General features: G+C 72.0%; 13 protein-coding genes. 7 read left to right on the top strand and 6 right to left on the bottom strand.

Annotated features, from left to right (window positions below):
• The first annotated feature begins 38 nt into the window (after positions 1–38).
• Complete coding sequence (locus ACGFZK_RS01845) at positions 39–1520, top strand: carboxylesterase/lipase family protein (RefSeq protein ID WP_393846840.1); 1482 nt, start codon at positions 39–41, stop codon at positions 1518–1520.
• Here ACGFZK_RS01845 and ACGFZK_RS01840 read toward each other — a convergent pair.
• Positions 1498–2772, bottom strand: a complete 1275-nt coding sequence (locus ACGFZK_RS01840; protein ID WP_393846839.1) for an alpha/beta hydrolase-fold protein — start codon at positions 2770–2772, stop codon at positions 1498–1500. The genes ACGFZK_RS01845 and ACGFZK_RS01840 overlap by 23 nt on opposite strands.
• A 266-nt stretch (positions 2773–3038) precedes the next feature.
• Between ACGFZK_RS01840 and ACGFZK_RS01835 the strand changes: the two genes are divergently transcribed.
• Positions 3039–4067 carry a hypothetical protein gene (locus tag ACGFZK_RS01835; RefSeq protein WP_393846838.1) on the top strand — a complete coding sequence of 343 codons (1029 nt, stop codon included), beginning with the start codon at positions 3039–3041 and terminating at the stop codon, positions 4065–4067.
• 84 nt (positions 4068–4151) lie between these two features.
• Here ACGFZK_RS01835 and ACGFZK_RS01830 read toward each other — a convergent pair whose 3' ends face one another.
• Positions 4152–4838 carry a GNAT family protein gene (locus tag ACGFZK_RS01830; protein WP_327266262.1) on the bottom strand — a complete coding sequence of 229 codons (687 nt, stop codon included), beginning with the start codon at positions 4836–4838 and terminating at the stop codon, positions 4152–4154.
• A gap of 140 nt (positions 4839–4978) precedes the next feature.
• On the opposite strand from ACGFZK_RS01830, the gene ACGFZK_RS01825 reads away from it, so the two are divergent.
• The 3 genes from ACGFZK_RS01825 to ACGFZK_RS01815 all read left to right on the top strand — a co-directional run bounded on the left by ACGFZK_RS01825 (position 4979) and on the right by ACGFZK_RS01815 (position 8162).
• On the top strand, positions 4979–5779 hold the full coding sequence (locus ACGFZK_RS01825; protein WP_393846837.1) for an alpha/beta fold hydrolase: 801 nt from the start codon (positions 4979–4981) through the stop codon (positions 5777–5779).
• 204 nt (positions 5780–5983) lie between these two features.
• Positions 5984–6679, top strand: a complete 696-nt coding sequence (locus tag ACGFZK_RS01820; protein WP_393846836.1) for a (2Fe-2S)-binding protein — start codon at positions 5984–5986, stop codon at positions 6677–6679.
• Between the two features lie 88 nt (positions 6680–6767).
• Positions 6768–8162 (top strand): alpha/beta hydrolase family protein, encoded by a 1395-nt coding sequence (locus tag ACGFZK_RS01815; RefSeq protein ID WP_393846835.1) that lies wholly within the window; start codon positions 6768–6770, stop codon positions 8160–8162.
• A gap of 32 nt (positions 8163–8194) precedes the next feature.
• Here ACGFZK_RS01815 and ACGFZK_RS01810 read toward each other — a convergent pair whose 3' ends face one another.
• Positions 8195–9970 carry a S8 family serine peptidase gene (locus ACGFZK_RS01810; RefSeq protein ID WP_393846834.1) on the bottom strand — a complete coding sequence of 592 codons (1776 nt, stop codon included), beginning with the start codon at positions 9968–9970 and terminating at the stop codon, positions 8195–8197.
• 265 nt (positions 9971–10235) lie between these two features.
• Positions 10236–11738, bottom strand: a complete 1503-nt coding sequence (locus ACGFZK_RS01805) for a cation:dicarboxylate symporter family transporter (protein ID WP_393846833.1) — start codon at positions 11736–11738, stop codon at positions 10236–10238.
• Between the two features lie 105 nt (positions 11739–11843).
• Between ACGFZK_RS01805 and ACGFZK_RS01800 the strand changes: the two genes are divergently transcribed.
• Together ACGFZK_RS01800 and ACGFZK_RS01795 are read left to right on the top strand one after the other, a co-directional pair.
• Positions 11844–13460: an ATP-binding protein gene (locus ACGFZK_RS01800; protein WP_393846832.1), complete on the top strand. Its 1617-nt coding sequence runs from the start codon at positions 11844–11846 to the stop codon at positions 13458–13460.
• Positions 13457–14161, top strand: coding sequence for a response regulator (locus ACGFZK_RS01795; protein ID WP_393846831.1), 705 nt, complete (start codon positions 13457–13459; stop codon positions 14159–14161). The genes ACGFZK_RS01800 and ACGFZK_RS01795 overlap by 4 nt, the downstream gene beginning before the upstream one ends.
• Here the strand turns inward: ACGFZK_RS01795 and ACGFZK_RS01790 are convergent.
• Both ACGFZK_RS01790 and ACGFZK_RS01785 read right to left on the bottom strand, forming a co-directional pair.
• Positions 14119–14964 (bottom strand): tyrosinase family protein, encoded by an 846-nt coding sequence (locus ACGFZK_RS01790; protein WP_393846830.1) that lies wholly within the window; start codon positions 14962–14964, stop codon positions 14119–14121. The two genes, ACGFZK_RS01795 and ACGFZK_RS01790, sit on opposite strands and share 43 nt — an antisense overlap.
• Positions 14961–15347 carry a tyrosinase cofactor gene (locus ACGFZK_RS01785; RefSeq protein ID WP_393846829.1) on the bottom strand — a complete coding sequence of 129 codons (387 nt, stop codon included), beginning with the start codon at positions 15345–15347 and terminating at the stop codon, positions 14961–14963. Before ACGFZK_RS01785 ends, ACGFZK_RS01790 begins: the two co-directional genes overlap by 4 nt.
• Positions 15348–15435: the final 88 nt, after the last annotated feature.

The raw sequence follows: 15435 nt of genomic DNA, 5'->3' as shown, positions 1-15435 counted from the left end.
CCGCACCGGCACCGGCACCGTCATCACAGGAGGACGAGATGAGCGCAGAGGGCGCCGCCGACGGCCGTGGCGGGCCGCGGGCCAGGACCGCGGCCGGAGTCGTCGAGGGCCGGACCGGAGCCCGGGCCCGCGGGACCGCCGTCTTCCTGGGCGTCCCGTACGCCGCCCCGCCCGTCGGGGCCCTGCGCTTCGCGGCGCCCGCGCCCCCGGCCGCCTGGGACGGCGTACGCGACGCCGGGGCCTACGGGCCCACCGCGCCCAAGGTGCCCTACGCGGACCCCTTCGCGACCCTGCTGCCCGACCCGGTGATCGCCGGGGACGACTGCCTGAACGTGAACGTGTGGACCCCCGACCCGGTCCCCGGGGCCCGGCTGCCCGTCATGGTGTGGATCCACGGCGGCGCGCACACCCGCGGTTCCTCGGCCGTCCCCGTGTACGACGGCTCCGCCTTCGCCCGCGACGGGATCGTGCTCGTCTCCTTCAACTTCCGGCTCGGTGTCCTCGGCTACGGACTCTTCCCCGACGCCCCCGTCAACCGCGGCCTGCTGGACCAGATCGCCGCCCTCGCCTGGGTTCGCGACAACATCGCGGCCTTCGGCGGAGACCCCGACCGCGTCACCGTCTTCGGTGAATCCGCCGGAGCCATCAGCATCGGCTCCCTCCTGGCCGCCCCGCGCGCGGCCGGACTCTTCCACCGGGCCGTCCTGCAGAGCGGCGCCCCCGAGGTCCTGCCGCGCGTCAGGGTCCGCGCGATGGTCCGGCGGATGGCCTCGCTGCTCAAGGTGGACGCCACCGCCGCGGCCTTCACCGCCGTCCCCCTGCCCGACCTGCTCGCCGCCCAGGCGGCCGTCCTGCGCCGATCGGGATCGCTCGTCGGCGGACCCGCCTTCGCGCTGGTCACCGACCCGGACACGGTCCCGGCCGACCCCCTCGACGCCCTGTGCGACTCCGCCGTCTCCGGCGGGGTGCCGCTGCTCCTCGGCTGGACCAGCGAGGAGTACCGGCTCTGGCTCGCCCCCACCGGCGGGATGCGGCTGCTGGACCGGCTGGGCCCGCTCGCCGTGGCGCTGGCCCGGGCCCACACCGGCAAGGACCGCGCGGCCGTACGGGCGTTGCGCGCCGCCCCGGCCGCGGCGACCCCCGCCGACCTGGCCGGGCAGCTGCTCACCGACCGGCTGCTGCGCGACCCGCTGCGCAGGCTCGCCGGGGCGCGGCGGGCGGCGCCGAGTTTCCTGTACGAGTTCGGCTGGCCCTCCGGCATTCCGGGGCTGGGCGCCTGCCACGCCCTGGAGCTGGGCTTCGTGTTCGACACGCTCGCGGTGCCCGAGGCGTCGTGGCTGGCCGGCTCCGATGCTCCGCAGGCGCTGGCCGACGAGATGCACGCGGCCTGGGTGCGGTTCGCGGTGACCGGAGATCCGGGCTGGGCGGCCTGGAACGGCGACGGCCCGCCGAAGGTGTTCGGCGGGCCGGAGCTCGGTGCGGTACGGGCGTCGGTGGTTACTCGACGGGTCCTTCCATGACCTTGCTGATGTACTGGATCGGACCCTCACCCATGTTGGGGACGTAGGTCTTGGCGTTGTGCTGGCCGCCCTTGATGACCTTCAACTCGGTATGGACGGAACCCTTGTTGCCGTAGGTGGCGATGAACTTCTGGACGTCCGGCAGGGTCTTCTTGTTGTTCTCGCTGTCACCGACCTGGAAGGCGAGGTAGACGTCCGGGCCCTTGCGGTCGATGAGCTGCTTCGCCAGCAGCTCCGGGTTGTTCTCGGCCTTCTCCTTGTCGTGGCCCTTCCACAGGGAGGAGTCCGGGACGATGTCCGGGCCGGAGGCGATCACGGCCTTGAACTTGTCCGGGTGCTTCAGCACGGCCTTCAGGCCCGCGAAACCGCCGGTGGAGGAGCCCATGAAGGCCCAGCCGTCACGGGACTTGACGGTGCGGAAGTTCGCCTTCATCAGGTCCGGGACGTCCTCGGTCAGCCAGGTGCCCATCTTGGGCTGGCCGGGGATGTCGGAACCGTCCCAGTAGATGCCCTTGTCGTCCGGCGCCGGGTTGAGCACCGGCATGGCCAGGATGAAGGGCTTGCTCTTGCCCTCCGCGTACCACTTGCTGATGCTGGTCTGGAGACCGAGGTCGGTGCCCATCCAGTAGTTGCTGGGGAAACCGGCGCCGCCCGGCAGGGCGATCATGACCGGGAAGCCGCTCTTGGCGAACTTCGGGTCGTTGTACTCCTTGGGGGCCCAGACCCAGACCTTGCCCTTGAAACCGGACTTCTTGCCGTCCAGCGTGGTGAGGGCCACGTGCGTGCCGTCGGCGAGGGTCATCGAGTTCTTGAAGTCGGCGGCCGGCCCGGTCGGCATGAGCATCTTGGAGTTCGCCGGCGGGGGAGCGTCGTTCTTCTTGGCACCGCCACCCGCGGGCTTCTCCCCGAAAGACACCGCGGAGCCCTTGTCGGTGAACGGGGGTATCTCGTAGTGGTTCAGCACGAGCGCGGCTATGCCGGCGAGCGCGAGGACGGCGGCGCCGGCTATGAGCCAGCGGCGCCCCTTGCGGCGACGCGGCGGCTCCTCCGGGTAGAGGTCCTGCGGTCCATACCGTGCCGTCTGTTCGTACTGGTCCTGCGGTGCGTACTGCTCCTGCTGTCCGTACTGGTCCTGCCGCGGGTACGGCTGCTGTCCGTACGGCTGGCCGTACTGGTCGCCGTGCGGCGGCTGCGGGCTCTGCCCCTGCGGCCGGTACGGCTGGTACTGCTGCCCGTCGGGTGCGTACGACATGTGCGGTGGCTCTCCGGCTGGTGCTGCCCCAGAGGGGCGGGGTGGTCTGACGGCTGAGTCCTTCCGTTCGAAGGATGAACGAAATCATGTCAGGGTTCCGCATTTTTCCTTCTCTTGGGGTCCCCTGGGGGAGGCCATTGCCCGGTGCCCGTACGGGTGGTGGAGTTCACGGACCCGCCGCCGCCGATGCCTGGCTCTTGCACAGGCCGCTGGGTATGGTGCCCCCGCGCCGCCCCCGGTACCCCACCCTGCCCCGGAGTCATTCCATGACGCTCCAGCGCCGCATCCTGATCCTGGCCACCGCCGTGGTCCTGCTCGCCGCGGTGGGCGTGCTCGCCGTCCTGCGGGCCTCCTCCCGCGCCGACGAGAAGGACCAGGCCCGGGCGGGCGGCCCGCCGATCACCCCGGGCGCGGTCTCGCTGGCGTCGGGCGACGGCGGCCGGCGGATCGTGTTCCGCAACATGGCCTGGGGGCCGCACCGGGACGAGCTCGCCACGGTCGCGGCCGGTGCGCCCGGGGGAGCCCGTACCGCCTCCGGGGTGAGCTGCCTGCGCTTCCACGCGGCCGGAGGCACCGGGATCTGCCTCCAGGCCGACCGGAGCGGGGTCCAGGACGGCTACCGGGCGGTCGTCCTCGACGCCCGCCTGAAGGAGGTGGCCGCGCACCCGCTGGGCGGTCTCCCCACGCGGGCCCGGGTCTCGCCGGGCGGGCACCTGGCCGCCTGGACCGTCTTCGTCGGCGGGGATTCGTACGCCGGCACGAACTTCTCGACGCGGACCTCGGTGCTCGACCTGCGCACGGGCCGGCTCGACGCCTCGCTGGAGGACTACACGATCCTCAAGGACGGCAAGCCGTACCGCAGCGCCGACGTCAACTTCTGGGGGGTCACCTTCACCGCCGACGAACGGAGCTTCTACGCGACCCTGGCCACCGGCGGCCGGACCCACCTGGTCCGCGGGGACCTGGCCGGGCGCACGGTGACGACCCTGCGCGAGAACGCCGAGTGCCCGTCGCTGTCGCCCGACGGGACCCGGGTGGTGTTCAAGAAGCGGGTGCCGGGCCTGCCGGCCGAGGCGCCGTGGCGGCTGTACGCGCTGGACCTGGCCTCCGGCGCGGAGACCCCGCTCGGCGAGGAGCGGAGCGTGGACGACCAGGTGGTGTGGACCGACGACAGGACGGTCGTCTACGCCCTGCCGGGGGACTTCGGCGCCGACCTGTACGCCGTACCGGCCGACGGGAGCGGTGCCCCCACCCGGCTGATGGACTCGGCCCTCGCCCCGGCCTTCCTCGGATGAGGAGGCCGCGGCGAGCGCCGAGGGGCAGGAGCGTTTTTCCGTTCTTCCGTCCGGCCGGGCCCGGCAAGGTCCGGAGGAGACGGCCTAGGCGGGGATCAGGGTCTTGCGGCGCCGCTTGCGCTGCGCACCCGCCGACAGCCTCAGCTCGATGATCGACCGTACGGCCGGCCACTCCTCGTCGAGGATCGAGTAGAAGGCCGTACTGCGGACGGCGCCGTCGAGCCCCCGCGAATGGGCCCGGCGGACCCCCTCGCAGGTGAAGCCCAGACGTTCCATGGCGGCCCGCGACCGGCCGTTGCGCGCATCCGCGCGCAGCGAGATGCGCCGTACTCCCCAGGTCTCGAAGGCATGGCGGAGCATGAGCAGCTTCGCCTCGGTGTTGATGCCGGTGCCCTGGGCCCCCGGGGACAGCCAGGTATTGCCGATCTCGGCGGCATCGGGGATCGCCGTCGCCGGATCGCCGAACGGGACTCCGGGCACGGCGGGCCAGACCAGAGGCCCCTGCCAGTAGTCGAGTTCCAGGAACCGGGTCGAACCGACGACCCGCCCGTCGGTGGCTCTGACCACCGCGAACGGGAGCGATCGACCCGCAGCCTGATCTGCGAGGGCGCGGTCGATGTACTCGTGGGACGCCTGCAACCCGTGGGGTACGGGAGTGAAGGCGTAAGTCGTACGATCCTCGGCCCCGGCCACGGCCAGAGCCTCGGTGTGGTGGGGGGCGAGGGGCTCGAGCCGCACGGTGCGGCCCGCGAGGTGTACGGGTACGGGCACGGAGCCTTCGGTCCTTCTGGGCGGTGGGGTGGTTGCACAGTCTGCGTCCATGACGTCGCCCCCCGTGCAAAACACGAGTGAAAGGCAACCGGCTGTCAGGTGAACGCGAGTGGCTCAATGTAGCCCCTTAGAGTCCTCTCATGAACCCCCAATTTGGCAATGGCGTGCCACTGGTTTTCGACGACTTGGGTCCCCGTGGCGGAGCGCCCGTAATCCTGATCCACGGACATCCCTTCAACCGCACGATGTGGTCCCCCCAGACGGCCGCGCTGACCGCTGCCGGATACCGTGTGATCACGCCTGACCTGCGGGGATACGGGGAAAGTCCGGTGGTCCCGGGCAAGGTTCTGCTCGCCGGTCTCGCGGACGATCTGGCCGCCCTGCTCGGCCGCCTGGGCATCGAACAGGTGGTCGTCGGCGGTGTGTCCATGGGCGGTCAGATCGCGATGGAGGTACGACTGCGCCACCCGGGTCTGGTACGGGCCATGGTGCTGTCCGACACCTCCCCCGTTCCGGAGACCGCGGACGGCGCGAAGCTCCGCCGGGAGACCGCCGAACGGCTGATCGCCGAGGGCATGCGGCCCTACGCCGAGGAGGTCATCGACAAGATGCTCGCGGCCTACAACGTGACCGCGATGCCGGAGACCGCCGCTCGGGTGAGCGCCATGATGTGCGCGACCGACCCCGAGGGCGCCGCCGCCGCGCTGCGCGGCCGGGCCGAGCGCCCCGACTACCGGCCCGTGCTCGCCGGGGCGGCCGAGCCCTGCCTGGTCCTCGTCGGCGCGGACGACGTCTACACCCCGGTCGCGGAGGCCGAGGCCCTGCACGCGCTGCTGCCCCATTCGGTGCTCACCGTGATCGAGGGGGCCGGCCACCTGCCGGGGCTGGAGCAGCCGGAGGCCTTCAACCGGGCACTGCTGGACTTCCTCGCCGGACTCTGAGCGGGGCCGCGGGAGCCGCCCTGCGGTCGGGACGGGCCGGGCCGATGTCCGCGTCGAGGACGGCGGTTTCGGCACGGCGGCCGTCACCGATCCCCTCGGCAACGTGCCGGGCATCCTGCGCGACCCGCAGGACGAGGTGACCCTCGAAGGGGCGGCCCCGACCCGGCCTGCCCGGGATCCCGCGCCGCTGCGATCATTTCGGGTATGGACGACGTACTGCGGCGACTGGCCGCCGTAGGGCCCTTCTTCACCGTCCCGTACGGGACGGAGCCGCCCGGCCCCGGCTTTCGGCCGCTCACCGCGCTGTACGGGGAGCAGCTCGGGCCCTACGTGGCCGAGGTGGGCCGACGGATCGGCAGCGGCCCCGGCCGGGTGGCCGCCTCGACCGCGCAGTTCGGGATCGTCTCCCGGCTGTGGTCGCTCGGGCTCGGGTGCGCGGCGCTGGCGGGCCGGGTGCCGGACCTGGCCCCCGACCGGTTGTGGTGGCGGCTGCCGGACGCGGGGTCGCTCCAGCTGTGGCTCCCCGAGCCCGGTCCCGGGCTGCCGGCCGAGGCGCTCGGGGAGAACGTCCTCGCCCACCTGGCCGTGCTCGACGAGGGCCTGCGGGAGCGCTTCGGGGTCTCATCGCAGGTCCTGCGGGGCAATGCGGCCTCCGGGCTCGTCGGAGCGCTGCGCGTGCTGATCGACCGGGTGCCGGGCGGCGCGGCCGTGGAGCTGGCGGGAGCCCTCCTGGCCGAGGGCGGAGCGCTCGCGGGCACCGGCACCTTCATCCACGAGGAAGGGCTCGGGGTGGCCTTCGTACGGCGCAGCTGCTGCCTCTACTACAAGGTGCCCGGAGGCGGGCTCTGCGGGGACTGCGTGCTGCGGGCCGGCCGGCGGACGGGCCGGCGGACCGCCTGACCCCCCGGGCGGGGGCGCGCGGCCGTTCGGAGCAAGGGAGGGCGCGCCGCGCCGCGACCCGCCACCGGCCCGGCGTACGGTCCGCTGCATGACCGCTCGTACACCGCACCAGCCCTCCGCACTCACCCGCCGCGCGGCCCTGACCGGGCTGGCCGCCGGGGCCGGGGCGCTCGCCGCCGGGGGCGGGGCCCGCACCGCGGCCGCCGCGCCCAAGCCGTCGGCCAAGGCCGTCGACCCCACGCCCGGGGCAATGAAGCTCTTCGACGACCCCGGCTTCAACTTCGCGGGCCTGCTCGCCCTCGGCGGCGCCGGCATGCGCGCCTCCGAGGTGGGCGAGGTACTGACCGCGGTCAACGCCATCAACGCGGCCGGGCTGTCCGAGCAGACGTTCAGCGACACCTTCCGCGCCTGGGGGGACCGGCTCGCCGCGCCCCCGGCCGCCGGTCGCCACGGCCACGACGCGCCCTCGCAGACCCGCCGCTTCCGCTCCCTGCGCGCCGCCCAGTACTACGGGCAGGCGCTGTTCTACGTGCTCGGCACCGACCACCCCGGTGACGAGGAGGCGGTCTACCTGGCCGGGCGCAAGGCCTGGGACACCTTCGCCCGGCTCTGCTCACCGGCCGCCGTCCGTGCGAAGGTCCCGTACGGCACGACGCACCTGCCCGTCTGGTTCTTCCGCCCGGACGGTCCCGTCGAGCCGCGCCCCACCGTGATCCTCACCAACGGCAGCGACGGCCAGAACGTGGACATGTGGACCTACGGCGTGGCCGCCGCCCTCGGCCGGGGCTGGAACGCCCTCGTCTACGACGGGCCCGGCCAGGGGCAGTTGCTGTTCGTGGAGGAGATCCCCTTCACCACCCGCTGGGAGAAGGTGGTCGGTCCGCTCATCGACTGGCTGGACGACCGCAAGGACGTCGACAGCGGCCGGATCGCGATCACCGGCCTCAGCATGGGCGGCAACCTCGTCGCCCGCGCCGCCGCCTTCGAGCACCGGCTCGCGGCCGTCGCCTGCCAGCCGGGATGTGTCAGCCCCTGGCTGGGATTCGACGCGGAGCTGCGCGCCATCATCACGCCCGACAAGGAGGAGACCAACCGGGTCTGGAACGAGGAGGTCGTCCCGGAGCTGACTCCGGAGCTCGCCTTCACGGTCAAGAAGCGGTTCGAGGTCTTCGACAGGCAGGCTCTGCGCCAGGCCCGCGAAGGCGTCGTGCCCACCGACATCTGGACGCCGGCGCAGGTGGCCATGGGCCTCGACATCACCAAGGTGGTGGGGAGGATCAAGGCCCCGACGCTGGTCCTGGACTACGACTTCGAGCTGTTCTATCCGGGCCAGCCGCAGGAGATGTACGACCTGCTGCGCACGCGCCGCGAGTACGTGAAACTGACGGAGGCCACCGGGGCGCAGTTGCACTGCTCCCCGATGGCCCCGCAACAGCACTGCGACGTCGTCTTCGACTGGCTCGCCGACGTCCTCCAGCGCTAGCCGAACTGCCGGAACGACTTCCGGACGGACCTCTAGAAGGTCAGGTTCCAGGAGTCGATCCTGCCGGTGTCGCCGCCGGCGTTGTCGTTGACCCGCAGCTTCCAGGTGCCGTTCGCGACCTCGGAGGAGGCGTTCACGGTGTAGACCTGGCCGATGTTGTCGGTGCTGCCGCCCGAGCGGTTGTGCACGGTGTAGACGGTGCCGTCCGGCGCGATCAGGTCGACCTTCAGGTCACCGATGTAGGTGTGCACGATGTTCACGCCCACCTTGAGGGTGGCCGGGGCGTTGCCGGTGACACCGCTGACGGTGATCGGGCTCTCCACCGTGCTGTTGTCGCCGATGGCGACGTCACCCGGGTTCTCGAAGTACTTGCCGGGCGGCGGGGTGCTGCCGACCGCCTTCAGGGCGTCGACCTGGCCCTCGCCGAAGAAGCCGTTCTTCGCCGTGGTGCCCTTGCAGCGGCTGTCCGACGGGCAGGCGACGTCGTTGGCCTGGGTGGCCAGCTTGTCGCGCAGCTGCGCCGGGGTGATGCCCGGGTTGGTGCTGGCCAGCAGGGCCGCCACACCGGTGACGTGCGGGGACGCCATCGAGGTACCGCTCATGCTGCCGTACTTGCCGCCCGGCAGGGTGCTGTAGATGCCGGTGCCGTCGCCGCCGGGGGCCGTCACGTCGACGACGTTCAGACCGTAGTTGGAGTACGAGGCCTTCGCGGTGGTGCCCATCGCCGAGACCGTGACGACGCCCGGGAGCTCGGTCGGGATGTCCAGGCAGGCGTTGGTGATGGTGCGGGTGACCGGCGTCGAGTCGTTCGGGCTCTCGGTGTCGGTCGTCTTGTTGGCCAGGTCGATGTTGGAGTTGCCGGCCGCGGCGACCTGCAGCGAGCCCTTGCCCTCCGCGTACTCCTGGGCGCGCTTGACGCCCTCGATGATCGCGGCCTGGTCGGCGTTGTCCGGGCAGTTGAACTGCCACGGGTCCGTGTAGTAGCTGTTGTTGGTGACCTTGAAGCCGTGGTCACCGGCCCACATGAAGCCGCAGACGGTGTTCTCGGCGAAGAAGAGCGAGGAGCCCGGCTCGGCGATGCGCACCGAGGAGATCTTCACGCCCGGGGCCACGCCGATGACCCCCTTGCCGTTCTTGGCGGCGGCGACGGTACCGGCCACGTGCGTGCCGTGGGTGCCGACGTCCCGCCAGGCGCCGGTACGGGCGTCCGGCTTGCCGTAGGCGCAGGAGGCCGAGTCCGCCGCGTTGAAGTTCGGGGCCAGGTCCTGGTGCTGGTCGTCCACACCGGTGTCCAGGATGCCGACCTTGACGGAGGCGGAGCCGGTGGTGACGGCCCAGGCCTGGTCCGCCTTGATCTGGGTCATGTCGGCGCGGACCGGCTCGCCCGAAGGCGTCGTGGACTGCGCCGGGTTGGCGGGCAGCGCCGGGTTGTAGGCGTCCGCCGGCACGTCCGAGGTGCGGGTGGCGCCGACCTGCTGGACCCCGCTCACACCGCGCATGGTGGGGGCGAAGGTGCCGGACGCGGAGTGGGCGACGATCACGCCGATCGCGTCGTAGTACTGGAACACCGTGCCGCTGTTGGCGGTGACGGCGTTACGGACCGCCGTGGTGTCGCCGGGAGCGGTGATCACGAGGTAGGCACGGGTACCGGCAACCCAGGTCGCACTCTGGGAAGCCGGGGCCGCAGCCTTGGGGGCCGCCGCCGCGGGGGCGGGGGCCGACGAACCGGACGGAGAGACCGGAGCGGTGCCGGCGAGTGCGGCGGGGGCCCCGAAGGAGAGTGCCGCGCCGAGCGTGGCGGCCAGCACGAGGGTACGTCGAGGTCGGCCGGATATGTGGGGTATCAATGCGTCCTCCGAAGACCCGGTGGTCAGGCCGGGTCGAACGAAACAAGTGGTGGACGCAAGATGTCATGCACACAGCCTGCTGCGGAAGTACCTTTTACAGCCTGGGGGTTCGTTTATCGGTGGCCGAATACCGACTATGGGTGCAACTGCGGATAATGCGGCGGGCCGGCCGGGCTGGGCACCGTGGGGGCGAGCCCTGCCCGGCCGGCCCGTGCGGGCGGACCGGCTACACCGGTACGCCGTCCTTGGGGCTGCCGGAGGGCTGGGGCACGGAATCCGGGAGTCCGCCGGACTCCGTGGATCCGGAGGTCTTGACGGCCTGACCGGACTCGGTGTCCTGACCGGACTCGGTGTTCTTGCCGGACTCGGTGTCCTTGCCGGACCCGGTGTCCTTGCCGGACCCGGCGGACGGCGCGGGCCCGCCCGGCTGCGCCGCGTGTACGTCGTCCACGAGCGTGCTCTCGTCGAACGGCAGCCGTCCCGCGAGGACTTCGGTTGCCCGCGCGTGGTCGAACTCCTTCGTCCAGGTCCCGATGAGCACCGTCGCAACCGCGTTCCCCGCGAAGTTCGTCAGGGCCCGGGCCTCGCTCATGAACCGGTCGATGCCCACGATCAGGCCGACGCCGTCCACCAGTTCCGGCCGGTGCGACTGCAATCCGCCGGCGAGCGTGGCCAGGCCCGCACCGGTCACGCCGGCCGCACCCTTCGAGGCGATGATCATGAACAGCAGGAGCGAGATCTGCTCGCCCAGCGCGAGGGGCTTGCCCATCGCCTCGGCGACGAACAGCGAGGACATCGTCAGGTAGATCGCGGTCCCGTCCAGATTGAAGGAGTAGCCGGTCGGCACGGTGATGCCGGTGACCGGCCGGGAGACTCCCAGGTGCTCCATCTTCGCGATCAGCCGCGGCAGCGCCGACTCCGAGGAGGAGGTGGAGAGGATCAGCAGGAACTCCCGGCCCAGGTAGCGCAGCAGGGCGAAGACGCTGACCCCGGTGCACACCCGCAGCAGCGTGCCGAGCACCACGAACACGAAGAGCAGACAGGTCGTGTAGAAGCCGATCATGATGACGGCGAGGGACTTCAGCGCGTCGATGCCGGTGGCTCCGACCACCGCCGCGATCGCCCCGAAGGCGCCCACCGGAGCCGCCCACATGATCATCGCGAGTACCCGGAACACCAGCTTCTGGATGTGCCCGATACCCCGGAGCACCGGCTCGCCCGCCGCGCCCATGGCCTGCAGCGCGAACCCGCAGAGCAGTGCCACCAGCAGCGTCTGCAGTACCTCGCCCCCGGTGAAGGCGGAGACCAGCGTGGTCGGGATGATCCCGAGCAGGAACTCCGGCGTGCTCTCGGCCCCGCCCGCCTTGGCCTGCGCCTCGCCCGCGCTGCGCGCCGCCTCGGTCAGGTGCAGCCCGCTGCCCGGCTCCAGCAGGTTGCCGACCAGCAGACCGATGGCCAGCGCCACCGTGGACATGACCATGAAGTAGCCGAGGGCGAGCCCGCCCACGGCGCCCACCTTGGCGGCCTTGCGCACGGATCCGATGCCCAGCACGATCGTGCAGAAGATCACGGGCGAGATCATCATCTTGATGAGGTTGACGAAGCCGGTGCCCAGCGGTTTGAGCTCCACGGCCACGCCGGGGGCGGCGAAGCCGACGGCGATGCCGAGCAGCACCGCGCCGATCACCGCGATGTAGAGATAGTGCGTTCTGTCGCGCCGTGCGGCCACGATGCCTCCCGGTGGTGATTGCGTTCGGGGAGACCATCGCCCAGGGCTGTGACCCCGGTCACCCTTGCGTTCATTGAGTTCACGAGCCGGTGCACACTGAGTGTCATGTTCCGCTTCCCCCGGCCCCCGCGCAGCCTCGCCGGCCAGCTCTTCGCCATGCAGGTGCTGCTGGTCGCCGTGGTCGTCGCGGGCTGCGCCGTCTTCGCGTACGCCACCGCCCGTGGACAGGCCGAGGAGGCCGCCCGCCGCCAGGCCGGAGCCGTGGCCCGCGCGGTCGCCGACTCGCCGTCCGTACGCGAGGCCGTACGCACGGCGGCGCGCGGGATCGACCCGTCCCTCGAGCTCCAGCCCTACGCCCAGCAGGTCCGGGTGGACTCCGGGGTCGACTTCGTGACGATCATGTCTCCCGACGGGAAGCGCTGGACCCACCCCGACCCGCGCCGGATCGGCGAGCCCTTCATGGGCAACACCGCGCCCGCACTGCGCGGCGAGACGTTCAGCGAGACGTACACCGGCACTCTCGGCCCCTCCATCCGTGTGGTCACCCCGCTCCGGGACGACGGCCGCATCGTCGGCCTGGTCAGCGCCGGGATCACCGTCCGCGCCATCAGCGACCGGCTCGCCACGCAGCTCTCCGCCCTCGCCTGGGTCGCGGGCGGCGCGCTCGCCCTCGGCGGCGTGGGCACGTACGTCGTCAACGCGAGGCTGCGCCGCCACACTCATGGCATGAACGCGGCCGAGCTCAGCCGGATGTACGACTACCACCAGGCGGCCCTGCACGGGGTCCGCGAGGGGCTGCTCATGCTCGACGGGCAGCGCCGCATCACCCTGATCAACGACGCCGGACGCGAACTGCTGGGCCTGCCGGGCGAGGTCACGGGCACCGGGGTCGCCGACCTCGGTCTGCCGGCCCCGCTCACCGGGGCCCTGCTCGCCGACCGGCCCCGGGTGGACGAGGTGCACCTGACCGCGGAGCGGGTCCTGCTGGTCAACAGTTCACCGGTCGCGGGCGGCGGCCGCCGGGGCACCGTGGTCACCCTGCGCGACCACACGGAACTGCAGGCGCTGACCGGCGAGCTGGATCACGAGCGGGGTTTCACCCAGGCGCTGCGATCCCAGGCCCACGAGGCGGCCAACCGGCTGCACACCGTGGTCTCCCTCATCGAACTCGGCCGTGCGGACGAGGCGGTCGACTTCGCCACGGCCGAGCTGGAACTCGCCCAGGCCCTCACCGACGAGGTGGTCACCGCCGTGGGTGAGCCGGTGCTGGTGGCGCTGCTGCTGGGCAAGGCCGCCCAGGCGCACGAGCGGGGCGTGGAGCTGGTCGTCACCGCCGACAGCCGCAGCCTCGCCGAGGGGGGCGGGCTGCCGCCGGCCCGGGACCTGGTCACCGTGCTCGGCAACCTCATCGACAATGCGGTCGACGCGCTCACCGCCGTACCGGGGGCCCGGATCGCGGTGACGCTGCGGCCCGAGCCGGACGAGCTGCTGCTGCGGGTCGCGGACAACGGGCCCGGGCTGCCCGAGGGGGCGGACGTGTTCCGCCGGGGCTGGTCCGGCAAGGGGGAGGGCCGCGGCCTCGGCCTCGCACTGGTCCGGCAGGTGGCGGAGCGCTACGGTGGCTCGGTCGTGGCCGCGCAGGGCCCGGGCGGTGGAGCGGAGTTCACGGTCCGCCTGCCGATCGCCACCCCGTCCGGTACGGGCCCGGGGGGCCCGCGGTGAGCGGGGGTGGTGACGTCCGCGTGCTGGTCGTCGAGGACGACCCGGTGGCCGCCGACGCGCACGCGCTCTACATCGGCCGGGTACCCGGCTTCACCGCCGTCGGCGCCGTCCACTCACTCGCCGAGGCCACCCGGTTCCTGGAGCGGAACATCGTCGACCTGCTGCTGCTCGACCTCGGCCTGCCCGACGGGCACGGCCTGCGCTTCGCACGCGGGCTGCGTGCCGCCGGACATCCCGTGGACGTGATCGTGGTGACCTCCGCGCGGGATCTTGCCGTGGTCCGCGAGAGCGTCTCGCTCGGCGTGGTCCAGTACGTACTGAAGCCGTTCGCCTTCCCCACTCTGCGCGAACGGCTCCTGCGCTACGCCGAGTTCCGCCAGACGGCGGGCGAGGCGGCCGGCCAGGACGACGTGGACCGGGCGATGGCCGCCCTGCGCGCACCCCGCCCGGCCGAGCTCCCCAAGGGGCTGAGCGCGCCGACCCTGGACCGGGTCGCCGCCCTGCTGAGGGCGGCGCCCGAGGGCCTGACTTCCGCGGGGGCGGCCGAGGCGGCCGGGATCTCCCGGATCACCGCCCGCCGCTACCTGGAGCACCTGGTGGACACCGGCCGCGCGGACCGGACCCCCCGGTACGGCCAGGTCGGCCGCCCCGAACTGCACTACCGCTGGCTGGCGGCGGCCGGTTCGGTGTCGAAGGTGTAGAACTTCCGGTGATCCAGCATGTCCGCCGGGGTCACGTTGTTCCAGGGCCGCATGGTGTCGTTCAGGTCGACGACGTTCTGCGTGCCCGCGCCCGGCAGGTACGTGGACTGGGGGTGCCTGGTCTGCCAGTCGGCCCACAGCTTGTCGATGTAGGCGTGGTGCATCCAGAACACCGGGTCGTTGGGGGAGACCCCGGTGGACATCTGCCCGCCGACCCACACGTGCACCCGGTTGTGCAGGTTGGCGCCGCGCCAGCCCTCCAGGTTGTTGCGGAAGCCGCTGGAGGAGCTGTTCCAGGGCGCCATGTCGTAGACCGGCATGGCGAGTACGGATTCCACCTCCGCCTTGGTCGGCAGCTGGGCGACGGCCGTGCCGAGGTCACGGCGCAGGTAGGCGCGCCCGTCCACCCGGACGTTCACGTTCCACCGGCCCGTCGAGTACGCGAACGGACCGTCCATGACCTGCCCGTCACGGGCCCGCCCGGTGCCCCCGAGGAAGTCGGGGGCCCAGAGGGAGGAGCGGGAGGTGCGGTCGGCCGTCCAGTCCCAGTACGGCAGGGCGACGCTCGCGTCCACTTTCTGCAGCGCCTCCTCGAATTCGAGGAGGAAGCGCCGGTGCCACGGCAGGAAGGAGGGGGAGCGGTGGCCGACCCGGTCGCCCGAGTCGGTGTCGCTCATGATGAAGCCGTTGTGGGTGGTGACGAAGCGGTCGTAGCTGCCGGTGCGCTTGAGCTCCAGCAGGGCCGAGGTGAAGGCGCGCTTCTCCTCGGGGGTCAGCGTGGCCTGGTTCTTGCGGACGGTCATGCCGCACCTCCGAAGGGAACGAGAGCGGCGCCCTGGAGATCGCGGACCGCGGCGCGGGCGAGCAGCTTCGGGTCGGCGAAGGTCTCGTAGTGGTTGATGACGCTGATCCAGCTGCCATCGGCGTTGCGCATGATGTGGAGTTCTCTTCCGTCTATCCGGACGGTGGGTTGGTCAGGCGAGTGGTGGCCGCCGTGGTGGCCGCCCCCGCCCGCGGTGATCTGGATGCGACGGCCCTTGTAGACCTCGTCGACCGTGCCCGGGGTGGTGGGCTCGGTGGGGGTCGCGGCGGCGTTCGTGGCGCCCGCGGCAGCGGCGGTCAGGCCAAGGGCGGTGAATGCACCAGCAGTTGTCCCCAGGGCCTGACGGCGAGTGATCTTCTTCATGGCTCGAAGAGGTATCAGTGCGGGGGAGGGGGTTGACCGGTATCCGGACATCAGCGGATAAGTTGCCGGTAGAACAAGTTGGATGATC

Origin of the sequence: Streptomyces sp. NPDC048257 (assembly GCF_043201855.1) — a bacterium.
Lineage (GTDB): Bacteria > Actinomycetota > Actinomycetes > Streptomycetales > Streptomycetaceae > Streptomyces.
Note: the sequence above shows the minus strand (reverse complement) of the source record. Positions and strands in the feature narration are given on the sequence as shown.